The following is an 18,957-nucleotide window of genomic DNA, read 5'->3' as shown; positions in this document are numbered from 1 at the left end:
AGGGTGAGGGGAGTCGGGAGGGCGAGGCGGCGCGGCGCGGCGCGTCAGCGCGCGTCGAGCGTCGTCCGCAGCGTGCTGACGGCCAGGGCGATGGCCGTCTCCGCGGCGTGGGTGTCGCGCAGGGCGTTGAGCATCACGAAGTCGTGGATGACGCCCTGGAAGCGGACCGCGGTGACCGGGACACCGGCCTGGCGCAGCTTGTTCGCGTACGCCTCGCCCTCGTCCCGCAGCACGTCGGCCTCACCGGTGATGACCAGGGCCGGCGGCAGCCCGGCCAGCTGCTCGGTGGTGGCCCGCAGCGGCGACGCGGTGATCTGCGCGCGCTCGCTCGCGTCGGTCGTGTACTGGTCCCAGAACCACCGCATGCCGTCGCGGCGCAGGAAGTAGCCCTCCGCGAACTGACGGTAGGAGCCGGTGTCGAAGCTCGCGTCGGTGACCGGGTAGAACAGCACCTGCCCGAGCAGCGGGACGTCGCCGCGCTCCTTGGCCATGAGCGTCAGGGCGGCGCTCATGTTGCCGCCCACCGAGTCGCCGGCCACCGCGAGGCGTGCCGCGTCCAGACCGTGCGAGGCGCCCTGGGCGACGATCCAGCGGGCCACCGCGTAGTTCTGCTCGATGGCCACCGGGTAGCGCGCCTCCGGAGAGAGGTCGTACTCCGGGAACACCACGGCGGCGCCCACGCCCACGGCCAGCTCGCGCACCAGCCGGTCATGGGTGTGCGCGTTGCCGAACACCCAGCCCGCGCCGTGGATGTAGAGGATGACCGGCAGCGGTCCGGAGACTCCGGCGGGGCGCACGATCCGCGCCCGTACCGTGCCGGTCGGGCCGCCCTCGACGGTCACCCACTCCTCGTCCACCTCCGGCAGTTCCACCGGCCCTGACTGCACCTCGTCGACCGCCTTGCGCCCCTCCTCGGGCGCCAGGTCGAACAGGAACGGGGGACGCGCCGTCGCCTCGGCGAACGCGGCCGCCGCCGGCTCAAGCACCGGCACGACCGGCTCCACGACATCCGACATGAAAAGCTCCTCAAGCCTTGGCCGCCCACCGGACTTCCCGGTGGGCGGACCCCGCAGGGCACGCGGCCCCGGGGGTTGATGCCGCAAAGCTAAAGGCGAAAGAGCGGGACGAATTGCCCGTCGGCGCACCAAAAGTGACCTGAGAGCGCACTGCTCGTGCGGAACGGCCGGGAGCCCGACGGATTTATCCCTGGAGCGCACCGTTCTTTTCTCGCAGCGCACGATGCGGGGCCGTGCACAATGCGCGGCCCCGAACAATGCGGGGCGTGGCCCACGGGCCGTGGCGGGAATTCCTCAGCCGGGGCGTGCGGCGCCGGGTCCGCGTCAGGCGCTGCGGCCCATCACCTCGGCGACGGCGCGGTCGAGGTCGATGTGCGCGCTCTCGGCTCCCGGGGGCACCAGGGCGAAGGACTGCCGCAGGAACTCCTCCGTCTCGGCGGCGTCGACGTCGACCACCGCCGCCCCGGCGGCGGACCTGAGGGTGATGCGGACGCGGCGCGTGTGATCCGTGATCAGGGGGCTGACCAGGACGTCCCCGACTCCGGCCGGCAGCCGCAGGCCTTCGGTGAGCAGGTCCCGGGCGAACACCCAGTCGACGGGACTCGTCAGCGGGGCGCCGAGGGAGAGGCGTACGGCGCAGGGGTCGGTCAGGTCGTAGTGCAGCTGTGCGGGGACCGGCGTGGAGACGTGCTGAGGGGTGCCGACCCGGGCGTCGACCGTGCACCTGACCGAGGTGAGGGGCTGGTTCATTTCATCCACCAACTTGTTCGCTGCTTGTTCGCTGAAACGGCTTCTCCACGGGGGACGTTAAAGCCGTACGGCGGCCGCGTAGGGTCGGGAAACGCGCGGAGCGTGGTCCGCGGGGGAACCACTCGTCGGTGGTGGCGGGGCGTAGGATCGGAAGCATTTGTTGAACATAAAACCACATGGGTGAGGGGTGTGCGATGAGCGGCACAGAGGTGGGCACGGAGGTGGGTCCCGTGGAGGCGCGGCACCCGGCCTCCGAGGGCGGCGGACACGCGCCGTACGTCGAGGTGTTGACGGCGCGGGACGTCCCCTTGGGGGGACCCCGGGCGATGACCGTACGGCGCACGCTGCCCCAGCGGTCCCGGACGCTGATCGGGGCCTGGTGCTTCGTCGACCACTACGGCCCCGACGACGTGGCCGTCTCGGGCGGCATGGACGTGGCCCCGCACCCGCACACCGGCCTGCAGACGGTGAGCTGGCTGTTCAGCGGCGAGATCGAGCACCGCGACAGCATGGGAAGCCACGCCATGGTGCGGCCCGGCGAACTGAACCTGATGACCGGCGGTTCCGGCATCAGCCACACGGAGGTCTCGACCCCGGAGACGACCGTCCTGCACGGCGTCCAGCTCTGGGTGGCGCTCCCCGACGCGCACCGGCACGCGGCCCGCGACTTCCGGCACCACGTCCCGGCGGCGGTCCGGGTCGGCGGGGCCGACGTCCGGGTCTTCCTCGGCTCCCTCGCCGGCCAGACCTCCCCGGTGCCGACCTTCACGCCCCTGCTCGGCGCCGAACTCGTCCTCGACCCCGGGGCGACGGCGACCCTTGCGACCGACGCCGGCTTCGAGCACGGCCTGCTCGTCGACCGGGGGGCGGTCCGCATGGCCGGAACGCTCCTGAACGCCGCGGAGCTGGGCTTCCTCGGCCTGGGCCACGACACCCTGACGCTCACGAACGAGACGGACGCGCCCGCCCGGGTGGTCCTGCTCGGCGGGGCCCCGTTCGAGGAGCGGATCGTCATGTGGTGGAACTTCGTCGGCCGCACCCACGAGGACATCGTCGAAGCCCGCGAGGCGTGGCAGAACGCCTCCGACCGCTTCGGTCACGTCGAGGGCTACGACGGGGAACGCATCCCCGCCCCCGCCCTGCCCAACGCCACGATCGCCCCGCGCGGAAACCCGCCCCACCCGAAAGGCACCCGATGACCTCCCCCGACTCCACTCCCACCCCCTCCACCACCCCCGCGACCGCTCCCGGTGCTCCCACCGTGCGGCGCGCGGATCCCAGGCACCGCTACGAGGTCCTGGTCGACGAGAAGACCGCGGGCTTCACCGCGTACCGCGACCGCGAGCAGCAGCGCGTCTTCTTCCACACCGAGATCGACGACGCGTTCGCCGGTCAGGGCCTGGCCTCGATCCTCGTGCGGGAGGCGCTGACGGACGTCCGCGCCGCGGGGCTGCGGCTCGTGCCCATCTGCCCGTACGTGGCCAAGTTCCTCCAGAAGCACCGGGAGTTCGACGACATCACCGACCCGGTCACCGACGAGATCCGGACCTGGCTCGACGCCACCCTCGCGCGCTGAGCCGCTCGCCGTCGCCATGACGTCGTCGTCGCTCCCGTCGTCCCGGCTGTGCCGCGGGTTCCGATGATCCGCTTACGTCTAGGCTTCATGCATGGAGCAGCGCGAGATCATCCAAAGAGTCGTCGGCATTCTGACCGAGGCGATCGAGATGCGCAGACAGGTACGGGAGAACCCGGACGGCGAGGTCGAACCCAGCGGGGCGGTCGGCGCGATGCTCGAGGAGATGCTGCCGCGCATCGAGATCCCGGCCGACGCCACGGCCATCGAGGTGGCCGAGGTGGTGGGCCGGGAGCTGAGTCCGGTGATCGAGCAGATCACGTCGGCCTTCGCCTTCTCCTTCGCGCAGTTGGCCGAGACGCATGACGAGGGCCGCACCGACGTGACGTCGGCGGACGTCCTCCAGTCCATCGCCCTGCACTTCGAGGACGAGGTGGAAGAGGAGTAGGGCGGCGCACGACCCGACGGCGCGGGTGGACCACCCCGGAGGTGGACCACCCGCGCCGACCTATGCTGTGACGCCTGTCGCGGGGGAGCCGGGGCAGGAGGGGCAGTCAGGGCAGTCAGGGCAGTCGGGGGAGCGGTACGTGGACCAAGGACTGGCGGCGATACTCGGCGCGGCCGTGGGGGCTCTCGCCACCGGCACGGCGGCGCTGGTCACGGCGATGTCGGCGACGCGCCTGCACAGGAAAAAGGCACGGCAGGAGGCCTTCTTGGCCTACCTCACCCTGGTGGCACAGATCCGCATGGCCCTGGCCGACGTCAGCAGGCACTTCCGCCCTGACCTGGCGGACCTCCACGCACCGCTCGACACGGCGACGGCCCGCGCCCGCGCCGCGGACATCGACGCCCAGTACCGCGACCTGATCACGAAGCACGCGGTCCTGATGCTGGCCGGCCCGCGCCGCGTCTACCGCCAGGCGGTACGGACGACGGACCTGATCGCGGAACCCCTGACCCTCGTCACCCGCTGGACCACGACCCCGTCCCCGGCCCCCGCCGACCAACTGCACACCTTCGACCGCGCCATGGAAGCCCTGTCCCAGGGCCTGGCCCGGTTCGCGGACACGGCGAGGGAGAGCGCCTAGACCGGGCGAAGCCGGGCCCGGCGCCCGGTCGCGCCTACGGTCGCGGGTCCTCGTACGGGAGGAGGTCCGGGCGTTTGGGCGGGAGGCCGTCGCCGGAGGAGCGGCCCGTGAGGCGGCGGATGATCCAGGGGACGAGGTGCTGCTTGGTGAAGCGGACGTCGGCCACGCGGCGTGCCGCCCAGTTCGGGGGGACAAAGTCCGGGAGCTTGGCCTGCCAGTCGTCCTGCGCGTCATAGCCGAGGGACTGCCACACCGCCTCGGCGACCCTGCGGTGGCCCTCGGCGGTCAGGTGGAGGCGGTCCACGTCCCACATGCGCTGGTCGCTGAGCACGGTCGACCCGTACAGGTCCACGACCGTGGCACCGTGCCGTGCCGCCAAGTCGTCGATGTGGACGAAGAGTTCTTCCATGCGGGGGCGGAAACGCTGCTGCACGGGTCCGCTCCGGCCCGGGCTGCGCATCAGGACCAGCTGCTTGCAGGCGGGGGCGAGGCGCTCGACCGCCTCCTCCAGGAGGTCGCGCACCCGGACCATGTCGCACTTGGGGCGCAGCGTGTCGTTGAGGCCGCCCACCAGGGTGATCACATCGGGCTGCATGGCGGCCGCGACGTCCACCTGCTCGGCCACGATCTGGCCGATGAGTTTTCCGCGCACCGCGAGGTTCGCGTACCGGAAACCGGGGGAGGCGGCAGCCATCCGTGCGGCGAGCAGATCCGCCCAGCCGCGGTAGCTGCCGTCGGGCAGGAGGTCCGACATGCCCTCGGTGAAGGAGTCGCCGACCGCGACGAGACTGGTGTAATTGGCATTCATCTGCATGGCGGGAGCGATCGTACATGGAGCTTCGACCGTTCGCCGTGGCGGATGCGGCCACGGTGGCGCGCTGGCCCGCGTCGCCCGCCGAAGTGACCTGGTGGTGCGACCTGCGCGACTGCCCCGTGGCGGCGCGGACGGTCACCGGGTGGCAGCGGGACGCGGGCCCGGAGCGGTAGCCGCCGGGCCCGCGCACCGGAAATCGCGGAGGCTCACTTGCCCGGAGGGGTGATCTCCGGGTCGAGGGGAGCCGTACGGCCGACCAGCCGCTCATAGCGCTGCCGGGCCGCCTGCGGGGTGCCGAGCCCGAGGCCGAAGGCGATCTGCGGCCAGGTCATCCCGCGCCCGCGCGCCATCTGGAGGAGCGCGGACTCCACGTCGTCCATCTCGCTGCGGGCCGACGGTACGAGCGTCAGCGCCGCGGTGATGTCCGCCTGGTCCACTTCCGGCTCGCCCTCCGCGGGCTGGGCGATCCCGGTCATCAGGAACGTCACGACGCGTACGGCCTCGTGCGGGCTGATGATCCTGGAGTTCACCTGCCGCCACCGCTGGTCGTCGGTGGCCGCGTGGCGCTCGGCGATGCGGAACAGGGAGGCGGGGGCGCGGCCCGCGCGGACCTGGTCGGGGTGCGTGGGGCTGAAGGGATCGGTCTCGTCCATGAGATCAGCATGCGAGGCACACGCGATGCTGTCAACGCTTTAATGTGAACACTTCGTTTGCATGCGAGCCATACTCGGGGTGAGGCGTGAGGTCGCCGGGTCAGGTGCTGTGTGAAACGGTGGAAAATGTCCCGAATGCCACCCGTGGCGAGGCCCGACGAGAGGGGAATGCCATGTCATCGAAGCGACGCCGCAAGAAGAAGGCACGCCGCAAGCACGCGGCCAACCACGGCAGCCGTCCCCAATCCTGACCGGCGCCCGCCGGCGGCGGCGCAACCGGTTTCTGCGTGATCTCGTCAACAGCCTTGCCACCTGGTTCAACGGGTGAACAATGGTGCAATGTTGGAGTTGTTGCGAGAAGTCGGCGTGGAACTGCCGGGCGGCGCTGGGCTGTTGAAGTTCGGGATGACTCCCGGCGAGGTCCTCGAACTGCTGCCGCCCGAAAAGGTCACCCGCCACCGGCAGTGCATGGGACTGACCCTGGACCAGTACGCGGAGCTCCGGCACGCGCACGACGCCTGGCTCGGCGGCCTGCTCTTCGAGCCCGAGTGGAGCTTCGACGCCGATCTCGACGGCGTCGTCCTCGGGTTCGGCGGCGGCGGGCCCGGGGTCACGGACCGGCTCGCCCGCCTGGAGATCCAGGCGCGGGCCCGGGCGGACCGCCCCGAGCCGACCCCGGTGGCCTGGGAGGACATCGACCTGTTCGGCTATCCCGCCGCCGAGATCGTCGCCGTGCTGCCCGGCGCGGGCCCGGCGCCCGGCGGCCCGCCGCCGGCCGAGGTGGCCGTGGACGAACTCGGCCTGCGCCTCTCGCGGGCCAGGCCCACGGCGGAGCACTGGGAGCGGGTCACCCTCTTCGGTCCCGGCTCCGGCAGCTGGGGTGCCTGCTGCGCGGGCGGCCTCGTCTGCGCCGAACAGGGGGACGGCCTCGTCGGGATCATGTACTGACCGGGCCGTTCAGCGCCGCCACGATCCATTGCCGCGACTCCGCGGGGTCGATCACCGCATCGATCTCCAGCGCGGCCGCGGCGTTCACCGCCTTGCCGTGCTCGTACAGCTCCGCGACCCGGGCGTCGAACACCCGCTGCCGCTCGGCCGGATCGACGATCGCGGCCAGCTCCTTGCGGTAGCCCAGGCGGACGGCGCCTTCGAGCCCCATGCCACCGAACTCGCCGCTGGGCCACGCCGCCGTGGCCACGGGCGCGCGCGTGGAGCCGCCCATCATCGCCATCGCGCCGAGCCCGTACGCCTTGCGCAGCACCAGGCTCACCAGCGGTACGCGCAGCTGGGCGCCCGTCACGAAGAGCCGCGAGAAGTGCCGTACCGTCGCGGTCCGTTCCGCGTCCGGGCCCACCATGAAACCCGGCGTGTCGCAGAGCGAGACGACCGGAAGCCCGAACGCGTCGCACAGCCGCAGGAAGCGCTCCGCCTTGTCCGCCGCGTCCCGGTCGATCGCCCCGCCCAGGTGGCCCGGATTGTTGGCGAGCAGCCCCATCGGCCGCCCCTCGACACGGACGAGGGCGGTGACGATGCCGGCCCCGAAGCCTGCCCGCAGTTCCAGGACCGAGTCCGTGTCGGCCAGGCCCGCGATCGCCGCCCGGACGTCGTAGGCCCGGCGCCGGTTCTCCGGTACGGCGTGCCGCAGCAGCCGCGGGTCCGGAGCGTCCCAGCTTCCGGCTGCCCCGGGGTCGTACGTGAAGTAGGCGAGGTACGTCCGTGCCACCCGCACCGCCTCGGCCTCGTCGGCCACCGCGACGTCCACCACGCCGTTCGGCACCTGGACGGAGAGAGGGCCGACCTCCTCGGGGCGGTACACGCCGAGGCCGCCGCCCTCGATCATCGCGGGGCCGCCCATCCCGATGCTCGCCTCCGGCGTCGCGATCACCACGTCGCAGCAGCCCAGCAGGGCCGCGTTGCCCGCGAAGCAGCGCCCCGACGCGACGCCCACCAGCGGGACACAGCCGCTGAGCCGCCCCATCCGGTGGAACGTCGTCACGTCGAGACCGGCGACGGACGTCGTGTCGGTGTCCCCGGGGCGCCCGCCGCCGCCCTCGGCGAACAGCACCACGGGCAGCCGCCGTTCCTCGGCGAGCTGGAGCATCCGGTCGGTCTTGCGGTGGTTCTGCAGCCCCTGGGTCCCGGCGAGCACGGTGTAGTCGTACGACATCGCCACGCACCGCACGCCGTCGATCCGCCCCGTGCCGGTGACCATGCCGTCGGCGGGCGTCGAGGCGATCAGGTCGTCGAGGGAGCGGCGGCGGCGCTGGGCGGCGATCGCGAGCGCGCCGTACTCCGTGAACGTGCCCTCGTCACACAGGTCTTCGATGTTCTCGCGGGCCGTGCGGCGCCCGATGCGGTGGCGTTTGGCGACGGCTTCGGGGCGCTGTGCGTCCAGGCCGATCGCGTGCCGGGCCAGGGCTTCGGCCAGGTCGGGGCGGACGGCGTCCGGGTCCGCGGCCTCCTCGGCGCGTGCCGTGGCCGCCTCGCCCGCCGCCGACCCGTCGACCGTCACCAAGGGCCGGCCCTCCGCGGCGGTGTCGCCCACGCACGCGTGCAGGGCCGTCACCGTTCCCGCGGTGTCCGCGCGCACCACGTGCTCCATCTTCATCGCTTCGAGCACGAGCAACTGCTGCCCCGCCGCGACCTGTTCGCCCACCGCCACGTCCACGGCGACGACCGTCCCCGTCATGGGCGCGGTGACGGCCGAGCCGTCGCCCGCGCGCACGCGCGGTGCGTCGTCGGGCACCAGTTCCGCCATGTGCCCGGCCACGAAGTCCGTGGGGGCGCCGCCCGCCGTGAACCCCGGATGGGCCAGCAGCGCCCGCAGCAGGGGAATCCCGGTCCGTACGCCTTCGACGGCGAAGTCCGCCAGGGCGCGGGATGCCCGGTCGCAGACCGCCGCGAAGTCGCCGTGCGGGGTGTGCGCGACGACCTTCGCGAGCAGCGAGTCGTACCGCGCCCCGATCTCCGTGCCGGTGCGCGCCGCGGTGTCCACGCGCACACCCGGCCCCGTCGGCACGTCGAAGCGGGTGAGCGTGCCCGTGGAGGGGAGCGCGGTGCCGTCGGGCGCCGGGGACTCGGCGTTGACACGGGCCTGGAGCGCGTGGCCGCGCGGCTCGGGCGGCGGGCCCGCGAGGCCGATTGCCGCCAGGGAATCGCCCGCCGCCAGGCGCAGTTGGGTCACGACCAGGTCGACGCCGGTCACCTCCTCGGTGACCGTGTGCTCGACCTGGAGGCGCGGGTTGGCCTCGATGAAGTGGAACTCCTCGCCCTGGACCAGGAATTCGAAGGTGCCGAGGCCGGTGTAGGCGCACGCGCGGGCCATCCGGAGGGACGCGGACACCAGCTCGTCCCGCACGGCCGGGTCGAGGCCCGGGGCGGGAGCGATCTCGACGAGCTTCTGGTGGCGGCGCTGGGCGCTGCAGTCGCGCTCCCAGAGGTGGGTGACCTCACCGGTCGTGTCGGCCAGGATCTGGACCTCGATGTGGCGGGCACCGGTGCGCAGTTCCTCCACGTACAAGTCGGCGCGTCCGAAGCCCTGGAGGGCCTCCGAGCGGCAGCGCTCCCAGGCGTCCGGCAGCTCGTCCGGGTGGCGTACGGCCCGCATGCCGCGCCCGCCGCCGCCACCGATGGCCTTCACCATCACCGCGCCCGAAGGGCCGAGCCCGGCGAGGAAATCGGTGGCCTCGGCCAGGCTCGTCGGCCCCTGTGTGCCCGTCAGGACGGGTACGCCCGACCGCTCGGCGAGCGCACGCGCCCGTGCCTTGTCCCCGAACAGGCCGAGCACCTCGGGGGAGGGCCCCACGAACCGCAGCCCGGCCTGCGCGCACCGCTCCGCGAAGTCCGCGTCCTCGCTCAGGAATCCGTAGCCGGGGTGCACGAACGCGCACCCGGAGCGGCGGGCCGCGGCGAGCACCGCCTCCGCGTCCAGATAGGCGGCCGGGCCGCTGCCGCCCAACGGCTGTGCTTCGTCGGCCAGTTGGACGTGCCGTGCGGCGGCGTCGTCCTCGGCGTACACGGCGACCGTACGCAGTCCGGCCTCGGCGGCGGCCCGCACGACACGGACGGCGATCTCCCCGCGGTTGGCGACGAGCACGGCGGCAGAACCCATGGAGCCCTCCTGAAGTTTGCGGCGCCGCCATGCTCATTGACACTGGCGTCAACGTCAATATGCTCGCCGCGTGGCACGAAACCAGCAGCCCTGGGCGACCCGCACCGCCCGCGACCGCAGCGAGGCCCCGGCCCGCGGGCGGCTGCTCGACGCCGCCGAGACGGTGTTCGCGCGGCGCGGTTACGGACCGACGACCATCGCCGGCATCACGGCGGAGGCGGAGGTCTCGCGGGCGGGTTTCTATGTGTACTTCGCGTCCAAGGAGGAGATCTTCCGCGTCCTCGCGGTGCGCGTGCGGGACGCGTTCCTCGCCGCGCAGGACGTGCCGGGCGTCGACCGCGACGACGCCCGCGAGGTCGTCGCGGCCTCCACCGCCGCCTTCATCGCCGCGTACGCCCGGCATCTGCCGCTGCTGCGGCTCCTCGAACAGCAGGCGCAGGTGGACGAGGACGTGCGCGCCCTGTGGGAGGAGACCCAGGAGCGCCCGGTCCACCGCTCCGCCCGCTACATCCGGCGGCTCGCGGCCGAGGGCAGGGCCACACCCGTCGCCGACCCGCTCGCCGTGGCCCGCGCGGTCGGCGGCATGAGCATCCAGTTCGCCCGGCTCACGGCGGCGGCTCCCGAGTCGCCGGAGACGTACGACGCGGCCGTTCGCGACGTGACCGCCATGTTCCTGCACCTGCTCGGAGTCGATCCCTCCGGCTCCGGCCCCCGGTCGTCCTCGGCTACGGGCGCTTCGGGGCCGACAGGTGGTCCCACGCGGCCTGGGCCGTGAACTCGGCCTGTCCGCCCCGCAGCAGCAGCTCCGCCGAGGCGAACGCCGGGGCGTCGGCGTGGGCGGTGACGTAGGGGATCGCGATGCAGCGCATGCCCGCCGCGTGCGCCGCCGTCGCGCCCGGAGCGGCGTCCTCCAGGACCACGCAGTCGGCCGGGTCGGCGCCCAGGAGCGCGGCGGCGGCCAGGAAGACGTCGGGGGCGGGCTTGCCGTGCGCGACCTCGTCCGCCGAGACGACCGTGGTCAGGAGCGTGTCGAGGCCCGTACCCGAGAGGATCGCCTCGATGGCGGCACGGGACGACCCGGAGGCGACGGCCATCGGCACCCCGGCGCCGTGCAGCATCTCCACGAACTTCCGCATCTCCGGGAAGACGTGCGTGTCGGCGCGGGCGAGCGCGAGATAGCGGCGGTCGAGCTCGGCGAGCAGTTCGGCGACGGGTACGCCGATGCCGTACCGGTCCTTCCACGTGGCGAGGGTCTCCTGGGTGCCGATGCCCACGTACCGCTCGTTGTCGGCCCAGGTGTAGGCGACACCGTGCTCGGCGAGCAGCTCGCGCGACGCCTCGTAGTAGTTGGGCTCGCTGTCCACGAGGGTGCCGTCGAGATCGAAGATGACCGAGGTGTCGCCGAAGGTGCTCATGTACTCCAGCATGCCAAAGCCGCAGTTCAACGCTGCTCGGTGGCCGTCGCCGCCCGGCCGATCGACTCGACGAGCGGCAGCAGGCGGTGCGGCACGCGCTCGCGCAGGGCCATCTCGGTCCGGGTGCGGACCACGCCCGGCATCTGGATCAGCTGCTGGACCACGTCCTCCAGGTGGCCGTTGTCCCGGGCGACCACGCGCGTCAGGAGATCGCCGCCACCGGTGATCGAGAACGCCTCGACGATCTCCGGCACGGCGGCGAGCGCGTCCCCCACCTCGTCCAGATGCCCCTGGGTGACCTCGATGTGCACGAAGGCGAGCACGGGATGCCCCAGCGCGGCGGGCGACAGGGAAGGCCCCGTCCCGGTGATCACCCCGTCCCGCTCCAGCCGGTCGAGCCGGGCCTGAAGGGTGCCACGGGCGACACCGAGCACACGCGCGTACTCACGGACGCTGGTACGCGGCTGCTCCAGGAGGAGCCGCAGAATACGGGTGTCGAGCGCGTCGACGGCCATGAACCGGATCTCCCGACTACGAGGAACGAACCCCGCGACTGTACCAACGGACCACTGCCGGGGGCCGACGGGGCATCTTTGGCCCGAAGCTCAGCCTCGCGAGGCGCACAGCGGTCTTTCCGGATTCGCCCGGTCCGGCTGTCCTTCACGGGCGGCGGGCTATCCGGATGACCGCATAGGTGATGCCGAGGATGATGTCGACCAGTGCCCAGAGGACGATGACGAGTCCCACGCCGAGCGCCGTACCGGCGCTTTCGGCATCGTTGCAGGTCTGGGCGTCAAGGGTGCCGCAATCGTCGGGACTGCCGGTTCCGGAGCTTATGCCCATGATCACCCAGACCAGAAAGAGCAGCTGCACCGCGAGAAAGGCCCACATGAACCATCGCGAACGCTTTCGCCGCGAGGCGATCGGTTGCGCCGGGAAAGCCATGTGAGGGTTCTGCGGCGGCGGTGGAGCGGAAGCGTTCCACTGAGGGGCGTTCCAGGGAGTGTGGGGCTTGTCTTGCTTGTTCATGGCGACGCTGCCTTGGCCGGGGTGCTGCGCGCACGCTGTCCGCGGGGTCCGCGGACAGGGCTCACCACGTATGTCTCTGTCTCCATGGTCACTCGAATGCGCCGCGCCTGCATGCGCGGGACCGGCGAGTCAGAGGCCGATGCCGCCCGCCCGCCGCACCGCCCGTACCGCCTCCACCAGGGCCGTCACTCCCCGTTCGAGTTTTGAGCGGGGGCAGCCGGTGTTCAGGCGGAGGTGGGCGGGGGAGCCGTAGGTCGTGCCGGGCATGATGGCGACCTTCTGGGTGTCGATCAGTTCGCGTTGCAGGGCGTCGTCGGCCACGCCCAGCGGACCGACGTCGATCCAGGCGAGGTAGCCGGCCTCGGGCGGGGTCCACTCCAGTTCGGGGAAGGCCGTGTTCAGGCGGCCGGCGAGGTAGTGGAGGTTGCAGCGGACGTAGGTGTTCAGGGCGTCGAGCCAGGGCGCTCCCTCGCGGTACGCGGCGATGTGTCCCACCAGCGAGAGCACCGCGGGGGACGACAGACCGTCGGCCTCCTTGAGCCGCCCGAGGTACGCCTCGCGTGTCGCCGGGTCGGCGATGATGCCGTAACTCCCGGTCAGCGCGGGGATGTTGAACGACTTCGAGGCCGACGTCACCACCGCCCACCGGCCATCGCGCGTGCCGTGCAGGGCCCAGGGGCGGTGCACGTGCGGCGGATGGGCGAGGTCCGAGTGGATCTCGTCGCTGATCACCGCAACGCCGTACCGCGCGCACAGCTCCGCCATGCGGTCCAGCTCGTCCGCCGTCCACACGTGCCCCGTGGGGTTGTGGGGCGAGCACAGCAGCAGGACGGACGTGTCGGGCAGGGCGAGGAGCCGCTCCAGTGCGGTCCAGTCGCCGAGCGGACAGCCCAGCAGCCGCCGCTCGTGCGCGGCCACCGTCTTGGGGAACGCGTCGTACGTCGGCGTGTGGGCGACGACGCCGTCCCCGGGCCTCGACCACAGGCGCAGGAGCTGCCCGACCTGGTAGATCACGGAAGGGCCGTAGACGATCGACTCCGGGTCCACCTCGGTCGCGTGGCGACCGGCGTACCAGTCCACGATCGCGGAGAGGAAGTCGTCCTGGCGCCAGCGGGAGTAGCCGAGGACGCCGTGGTCGAGCCGGCCCCGCAGCGCGGACAGGACCGCGGGCGCCGTCTCGAAGTCCATGTCCGAGATGGTGAAGGGCAGCAGATCCGGGACGCCGAAGCGGTCCTCGACGTAGTCCCACTGCGTGCACCACGTGCCGTGCCGGTCGACGGGCGTGTCGAAGTCGAAGGACGGGTCGAAGCCGCCGGGGGGCACGAAGTCGACGGGCGGTCCGAAACCGAGGGGGCGCTCCATCGCTCAGCCCACCCGCACCATCGACGCGATCGCGTCCTTCACCGACTGCACCTGCGGGCCGATGATGACCTGCACGTTGTGCGCGTCGAGCTTGATGACACCCACCGCGCCGAGCTTCTTCAGACGGGCCTCGTCGACCTGCTCGGCGTCCGCGACCGTCATGCGCAGGCGCGTGATGCAGTTGTCGAGGGTCTGGATGTTCTCGGCGCCGCCGATCGCGTCCAGGATCGCCACGGCGTCGTACTTCCCGGCGATCAGCTCTCGCGGAGCCGCGGCCTCGTCCCGCGCGGCCGGCTCCTTGCCGGTCTCGTCCCCGGCACCCTCCCCGGCCTCGTCAGCCGGCACGTCACGGCCCGGCGTCTTGAGGTCGAAGCGCGTGATGGCCCAGCGGAAGAGGAAGTAGTAACCGGCGAACCACACCGCGGCGATGACCGGAATCAAGTACCACTTCGTGGTCGTGCCCTGGAGCACGCCGAAGACGAGCCAGTCGATGACATTGCCGTCGGTGTTGCCGATGAACACCCCGAGCACGGCCGCCGTCAGGAATCCGAGGCCGACCAGCACGGCGTGGATCAGGTAGAGCCAGGGCGCGATGAACAGGAACAGGAACTCAAGGGGCTCGGTGATGCCGCCGACGACGCACGCGACGACTCCGGAGACGAGGAGCGCCTTGATCTCGGGGCGCATCTTCTTGTTCGCGCAGTGGTACATCGCCAGGGCCGCGCCCGGCAGCCCGCCGAGGTAGACCGCCATCTTGCCCTGGGACAGGAAGTGGGTGGCGTCGGTGACCGCCTCACCGGGCGCGTTCGAGCAGTTGAGCTGGGCGTAGAAGAGGTTCAGCGCACCGGAGACGTGGTCGCCGCAGACCGCGCCCGAGCCGCCGACGTCGGTGAAGCGGAACATGGCGACCAGGATGTGGTGCAGGCCGATCGGGCGGAGCAGCACCTCGCCCATGCCGAAGAAGAAGGGCCCGAAGACGCCCGCGTGACCGATCGCGCGCCCCAGATCGGTGATCCAGCCGTTGAACGTCGGCCACACCAGCGGGATCAGCAGACCGAGCAGGCTCAGGACGAGCGTCGAGATGATCGGCACGAACCGCAGACCGCCGAAAAAGGCGAGCGCGTCGGGCATCCGCTGAGCACGAAACCGCTGGTGAAGGATGCTGACAACGATGCCAACAGCGACGGCGCCGAGTAGTCCCGTATCGATGGACTGGATGCCGATCACGTCGGCGATGCCGTAGTGCGAGATGACCTTCTCGTCCTCGAGGTCCACGCCCTTGGCGGTGAGGTAGAAGTTCACCGCCAGGTTCATCGCGGCGAAGCCGACGAAACCGGAGAACGCCGCGACGCCCTTGTCCTCGCGGGCCAGGCCCAGCGGAATGGCCACCGCGAACATCACGGGGAGGAACTTGAAGGCGACGAGCCCGGTGCTCGCCATCCACGTGAAGACGAGGTGGAAGCCCTCGCCCTGGAGGAAGGTCAGGTTGTCGGTGACGGCTTCGCTGGAGAGCGACGAGCCGATGCCCAGCATGATGCCGCAGAACGCGAGCAGGGCCACCGGGAGCATGAACGTCTTGCCGAGGCCCTGGAGGAATTCCCAGAGCGCGGACTTGGTCTTCTGCATGTGTGGGGGTCTTTCGGGCCTGAGCGGGAGGCGGGCAAGGACCGGCCCGCAGTCGCGGGCCAGGACGGTGGCCGGTCGCCCGCCGCTCAGAGGGATCGCCTGCTGGCCGGCCGGTGATCGGCGTGGAAGGTCCATCGATCCACGCCGCAGGTCGATCGATCCGCCCGCACGGATGAGATCACAGCAGCTCGGGAGCTGTCCATGGCCTTAGGTCCCGGCCGCGCCCCGGTCCGTGTGTGATGCACACGCCGTACGGTCCTCGGCTCGGCCGCCCCCCGCCGTACGCGCCCTCAGGCGTCCCGCAGCCCCAGCACCGCCCCACCGGCGACGAGCGCCGCCCCCGCGTACGCGGCGAGCACCCCGATGCCCGCCCACGGCCCCGACCGGCAGCCGGTCCAGGCCGACGGTCACCGGGACCGCGAGCCCGGCCGTCGCGGGAGCCGCCCGCCGGGCGAGCCCCAGCACCGAGGTCACGGCGGTCGCCGTGCCGCGCGGCGCGGTGGCCGCACCAGGCCGATCAGGGCGGCGAGCATGAGGTGGAGGAGAGCACGCCGCATGTACACCCCAAGGGCCCCGGCCTCTGCGGGCACGCCCGGCTCCCCAACGCCTCCGCCCTGCGCATCGTCGTCGCCGACCACCACGAGGTCGTCCGCGCCGGATACGCCGGACTCCTCGCCACCCGGCCCGACTTCACGGTGGTCGGGAGGGCCGCCGATGGCGCCCGGGCGGTCGAACTCCGCCGCGAGCTGAGATCCACGTGAGCCGGATCCTCGGCCAACTCGGCCTGCGCGACCGTACCCAGGCGGTGGTGACCGCGTACGAGTCGGGCCTCGTGATCCCCGGGTCGGGCGCCTGAACCGGGCCCGGCGGGCGCTGCCGCCGTACAATGGGAGGACGGCACAGTGCACGACGGCGTGACTCGATCATGAACGCTCGTATCGAGGACTACGCCCTCATCGGAGACCTGGAAACCGCTGCCATGGTCGGCAGGGACGGGTCGATCGACTGGCTCTGCCTCCCGCGCTTCGACTCCCCGGCCTGCTTCGCCGCGCTGCTCGGCACGGCGGACAACGGATTTTGGCGGCTGGCCCCCCTCGGCGCCGGGGCGTGCGCGCGGCGGGCCTACCGCCAGGACACGCTGATCGTGGACACCCACTGGGACTGCCCGGCCGGTTCCGTGCGCGTCACGGACTTCATGCCGCCCCGTGCGGGCCTGCCCTGCGTCGTACGGATCGTCGAGGGCCTGTCCGGCGCGGTGCCCCTGCGCAGCGACCTGCGGCCCCGATTCAACCAGGGGCGCGTCATGCCGTGGGTGCGCGCCGAGGAGCACTGCACGGTCGCCGTCGCCGGACCCGACTCCCTCTGGCTGAGCGCCGACGGCCCGATGGAGATACGCCCCACCGCCCCCGCTCCCGTCCCCGAAGCCCGCGGTTCCGGTTCGGGTTCCCTGGACTTCACCGTCGCGGCGGGCCGGCGCCTGACGCTCCAGCTCGTGTGGGCGCCCTCGCACCTGACCGAACCGCCCGAGCCCCTGCGGGTCCCGGCGGAGACGGCGCTGAAGGCCACCGGCGACTTCTGGCGGCGCTGGGCGGCCCGGTGCCGCTACCAGGGCCCCTGGCGGGAGGCCGTCACCCGCTCGCTGATCACGCTGAAGGCCCTCACCTACGCGCCCACGGGCGGCATCGTCGCCGCCCCGACCACCTCCCTCCCCGAGTGCGTCGGAGGCGCACGCAACTGGGACCACCGCTACTGCTGGCTGCGCGATTCCACGCTCACCCTGTCCGCCCTGTTGCGCGGCGGCTATCGCGACGAGGCGACCGCCTGGCTCGACTGGCTGGTGCGCGCCGTGGCGGGTGACCCCGCCGACCTTCAGGCGGTGTACGGGGTGGAGGGGCAGCGGCGGCTGCCGGAGACCGAGGCCCCCTGGCTGGCCGGCTACGAGGGCTCGCGACCCGTCCGGTTCGGGAACGCGGCGGCCCACCAGCTCCAGCTCGACGTCTACGGCGAGGTGCTCGACACGCTCTGGCTGTCCCTGCGGGCGGGCATCCCGCTGCCTCCCCGGCTGTGGAGCCTGGTGGAATCCCTGCTGCGCCACCTGTGTGACCATTGGCGCGAACCGGACCAGGGGCTGTGGGAAGTCCGGGGCGCCGGGCGGCAGTTCGTCCACTCCAAGGTCATGGTCTGGGTCGCCGCGGACCGCGCCCTGCGGATGGGCGAGATGCTCGGCAGGAACGGCTCGGCGGCGCAGTGGCGCGCGCTGCGGGACGCGGTGCACCGGGAGGTGTGCCGTGCGGGGTGGGACGCCGGGCGGCGGACGTTCGTGCGGTCCTACGGGTCACCCGCGCTCGACGCGTCGGCCCTGCTGATCCCCAAGGTCGGCTTCCTGCCCGCCGCCGACGCGCGCGTACGCGACACGGTCCGGGCGATGCGGGACCTGGACCACCACGGATTCCTGCGGAGGTACGCCCACGACGTCGACGGCACGTGCGGCGCGGACGGCATGCCGGGCCCCGAGGGCACGGTCGTGGCGTGCTCGCTCTGGTACGCCGACGCGCTGGCGGCGACCGGCCGGCTCGGGCAAGCGCGGGAGACCTTCGCGCGCGTCCTGGACATCCGCAACGACGTGGGCCTGCTGGCCGAGCAGTGGGACCCCGAAAGCCGTCGCCAACTGGGCAACGCACCCGCGGCTTTCAGCCACATCGCCCTGGTGGAGACGGCGTTCGCGCTCCAAGAGGCGGGCGGCCGGGCGGCCTTCCCGCGGGACGTGAGCCCGGTCCTCACGCCCCGCGCCGGACCGCCGTGAGCAGCACCATCCCGGAGTCCCCGTAGTCCGGCAGGGTCGGATCCGCGTCGATCCGGGTGACCGCCAGGCGCTCGGTGAGCGGGGCGAACACCTCGGTGACGACGTCCGGGTCCACCGGGCAGCCGGGCCACCGTGAGGCGGGCCCGATGCGGTACGTCGGCATGTTCTCCATGAACGCCGCGACGAGATGGCCGCCCGGGGCCACGGAGCGGACGAAGCGGTGGCAGAAGTCCGTGAACTCCGCGAAGTCCTCGGTGACGCCCTCGGCGACGAAGTTCATCGACGCCACGTCGTACGTGCCGGGCGTCAGCGCCCGGATGTCGCCGTGGACCACCCGCACGCCCGCGAGCGCCTGCGGAAGCGTCGGCGGCAGGTCGGGGTTGAGCCGGCGGCACAGCGCGTGGAAGGGTGCCCAGCTGGCATCGGGGGCCTGTTCGAGCTGCCGGGTCAGATAGGCGACGCCCGCGGCGCTCGCCTCGACGGCGTCGATACGGCGGCTCGCGGCGGCGGCGAGGATCAGCGGATAGAGGTTCGGGCCGGCACCGAACTCCAGGGAGCGCGCGACGCTGCCCCGGGCGAAGCGCCGGTAGAACGCGGAATGGTGGGCGATGACGGCGGCATCGGACGGATGCAGCTCCCGGTAGTTCTCGCCGAGGTAGTCCTGGACGGGCCAGCTGTCCCAGTCGACGTCGTCGTTGCGGGTCGGCGCCATGGCGG

The 18,957-nt window shown here is 72.2% G+C and carries 20 protein-coding genes and 1 pseudogene; 10 read left to right on the top strand and 11 right to left on the bottom strand.

Annotated elements, in window-relative coordinates:
* Window positions 1-44 precede the first annotated feature (44 nt).
* Window positions 45-1,016, bottom strand: a complete 972-nt coding sequence (locus QBL25_RS07965) for an alpha/beta hydrolase (RefSeq protein ID WP_409056313.1) — start codon at window positions 1,014-1,016, stop codon at window positions 45-47.
* Window positions 1,017-1,340: 324 nt separating this feature from the next.
* On the bottom strand, window positions 1,341-1,766 hold the full coding sequence (locus tag QBL25_RS07960; protein ID WP_409056312.1) for an SsgA family sporulation/cell division regulator: 426 nt from the start codon (window positions 1,764-1,766) through the stop codon (window positions 1,341-1,343).
* A 194-nt stretch (window positions 1,767-1,960) separates the two neighbouring features.
* Between QBL25_RS07960 and QBL25_RS07955 the strand changes: the two genes are divergently transcribed.
* The 4 genes from QBL25_RS07955 (at window position 1,961) to QBL25_RS07940 (ending at window position 4,427) form a co-directional block, all read left to right on the top strand.
* Window positions 1,961-2,965, top strand: coding sequence for a pirin family protein (locus tag QBL25_RS07955; protein WP_409056311.1), 1,005 nt, complete (start codon window positions 1,961-1,963; stop codon window positions 2,963-2,965).
* A complete protein-coding gene (locus QBL25_RS07950) occupies window positions 2,962-3,342 on the top strand; it encodes a GNAT family N-acetyltransferase (RefSeq protein ID WP_409056310.1) in 381 nt (126 codons plus the stop codon). The genes QBL25_RS07955 and QBL25_RS07950 overlap by 4 nt, the downstream gene beginning before the upstream one ends.
* Window positions 3,343-3,433: 91 nt before the next feature.
* On the top strand, window positions 3,434-3,787 hold the full coding sequence (locus QBL25_RS07945; protein WP_409056309.1) for a hypothetical protein: 354 nt from the start codon (window positions 3,434-3,436) through the stop codon (window positions 3,785-3,787).
* 139 nt (window positions 3,788-3,926) lie between these two features.
* Window positions 3,927-4,427: a hypothetical protein gene (locus QBL25_RS07940; RefSeq protein WP_409056308.1), complete on the top strand. Its 501-nt coding sequence runs from the start codon at window positions 3,927-3,929 to the stop codon at window positions 4,425-4,427.
* Between the two features lie 34 nt (window positions 4,428-4,461).
* Here QBL25_RS07940 and QBL25_RS07935 read toward each other — a convergent pair whose 3' ends face one another.
* Window positions 4,462-5,241, bottom strand: coding sequence for an SGNH/GDSL hydrolase family protein (locus QBL25_RS07935; RefSeq protein WP_409056307.1), 780 nt, complete (start codon window positions 5,239-5,241; stop codon window positions 4,462-4,464).
* 17 nt (window positions 5,242-5,258) lie between these two features.
* On the opposite strand from QBL25_RS07935, the gene QBL25_RS07930 reads away from it, so the two are divergent.
* Complete coding sequence (locus tag QBL25_RS07930) at window positions 5,259-5,414, top strand: hypothetical protein (protein ID WP_409056306.1); 156 nt, start codon at window positions 5,259-5,261, stop codon at window positions 5,412-5,414.
* A 33-nt stretch (window positions 5,415-5,447) separates the two neighbouring features.
* On the opposite strand, the gene QBL25_RS07925 is transcribed toward QBL25_RS07930, so the two are convergent.
* Window positions 5,448-5,894: a DNA-binding protein gene (locus tag QBL25_RS07925; RefSeq protein WP_409056305.1), complete on the bottom strand. Its 447-nt coding sequence runs from the start codon at window positions 5,892-5,894 to the stop codon at window positions 5,448-5,450.
* 339 nt (window positions 5,895-6,233) lie between these two features.
* Here QBL25_RS07925 and QBL25_RS07920 point away from each other — a divergent pair, with 339 nt between their 5' ends.
* Window positions 6,234-6,842: a hypothetical protein gene (locus QBL25_RS07920; protein WP_409056304.1), complete on the top strand. Its 609-nt coding sequence runs from the start codon at window positions 6,234-6,236 to the stop codon at window positions 6,840-6,842.
* Here QBL25_RS07920 and QBL25_RS07915 read toward each other — a convergent pair.
* Window positions 6,832-10,005, bottom strand: coding sequence for a carboxyl transferase domain-containing protein (locus QBL25_RS07915; protein ID WP_409056303.1), 3,174 nt, complete (start codon window positions 10,003-10,005; stop codon window positions 6,832-6,834). The genes QBL25_RS07920 and QBL25_RS07915 overlap by 11 nt on opposite strands.
* 70 nt (window positions 10,006-10,075) lie before the next feature.
* Between QBL25_RS07915 and QBL25_RS07910 the strand changes: the two genes are divergently transcribed.
* On the top strand, window positions 10,076-10,780 hold the full coding sequence (locus QBL25_RS07910; RefSeq protein WP_409056302.1) for a TetR/AcrR family transcriptional regulator: 705 nt from the start codon (window positions 10,076-10,078) through the stop codon (window positions 10,778-10,780).
* Here QBL25_RS07910 and QBL25_RS07905 read toward each other — a convergent pair.
* The 5 genes from QBL25_RS07905 to malX all read right to left on the bottom strand — a co-directional run bounded on the left by QBL25_RS07905 (window position 10,731) and on the right by malX (window position 15,437).
* Window positions 10,731-11,420, bottom strand: a complete 690-nt coding sequence (locus QBL25_RS07905) for an HAD family hydrolase (protein ID WP_409056301.1) — start codon at window positions 11,418-11,420, stop codon at window positions 10,731-10,733. The two genes, QBL25_RS07910 and QBL25_RS07905, sit on opposite strands and share 50 nt — an antisense overlap.
* Window positions 11,421-11,446: 26 nt before the next feature.
* On the bottom strand, window positions 11,447-11,935 hold the full coding sequence (locus tag QBL25_RS07900; RefSeq protein WP_409056300.1) for an Lrp/AsnC family transcriptional regulator: 489 nt from the start codon (window positions 11,933-11,935) through the stop codon (window positions 11,447-11,449).
* 145 nt (window positions 11,936-12,080) lie between these two features.
* Window positions 12,081-12,449, bottom strand: coding sequence for a hypothetical protein (locus tag QBL25_RS07895; RefSeq protein WP_409056299.1), 369 nt, complete (start codon window positions 12,447-12,449; stop codon window positions 12,081-12,083).
* Window positions 12,450-12,578: 129 nt separating this feature from the next.
* The gene (locus QBL25_RS07890) at window positions 12,579-13,811 is read right to left on the bottom strand and encodes a MalY/PatB family protein (protein WP_409056298.1); all 1,233 of its coding nucleotides are present in this window, start codon (window positions 13,809-13,811) and stop codon (window positions 12,579-12,581) included.
* Window positions 13,812-13,814: 3 nt separating this feature from the next.
* On the bottom strand, window positions 13,815-15,437 hold the full coding sequence (gene malX, locus QBL25_RS07885) for a maltose/glucose-specific PTS transporter subunit IIBC (RefSeq protein WP_409056297.1): 1,623 nt from the start codon (window positions 15,435-15,437) through the stop codon (window positions 13,815-13,817).
* 536 nt (window positions 15,438-15,973) lie between these two features.
* Here malX and QBL25_RS07880 point away from each other — a divergent pair.
* The 3 genes and pseudogenes from QBL25_RS07880 (at window position 15,974) to QBL25_RS07870 (ending at window position 18,240) form a co-directional block, all read left to right on the top strand.
* On the top strand, window positions 15,974-16,198 hold the full coding sequence (locus QBL25_RS07880; protein WP_409056296.1) for a hypothetical protein: 225 nt from the start codon (window positions 15,974-15,976) through the stop codon (window positions 16,196-16,198).
* Window positions 16,165-16,293, top strand: a pseudogene (locus QBL25_RS07875) (DNA-binding response regulator); the annotation flags it as partial. The gene QBL25_RS07880 and the pseudogene QBL25_RS07875, both read left to right, overlap by 34 nt.
* 69 nt (window positions 16,294-16,362) lie before the next feature.
* Window positions 16,363-18,240 carry a glycoside hydrolase family 15 protein gene (locus QBL25_RS07870; RefSeq protein ID WP_409056295.1) on the top strand — a complete coding sequence of 626 codons (1,878 nt, stop codon included), beginning with the start codon at window positions 16,363-16,365 and terminating at the stop codon, window positions 18,238-18,240.
* Here QBL25_RS07870 and QBL25_RS07865 read toward each other — a convergent pair.
* Entirely contained in the window at window positions 18,215-18,952 is a 738-nt protein-coding gene (locus QBL25_RS07865) for a class I SAM-dependent methyltransferase (protein WP_409056294.1), read from the bottom strand. The two genes, QBL25_RS07870 and QBL25_RS07865, sit on opposite strands and share 26 nt — an antisense overlap.
* Window positions 18,953-18,957 lie beyond the last annotated feature (5 nt).

Source organism: Streptomyces sp. SYP-A7185 (assembly GCF_046103685.1).
GTDB lineage: Bacteria > Actinomycetota > Actinomycetes > Streptomycetales > Streptomycetaceae > Streptomyces.
Note: the sequence above shows the minus strand (reverse complement) of the source record. Positions and strands in the feature narration are given on the sequence as shown.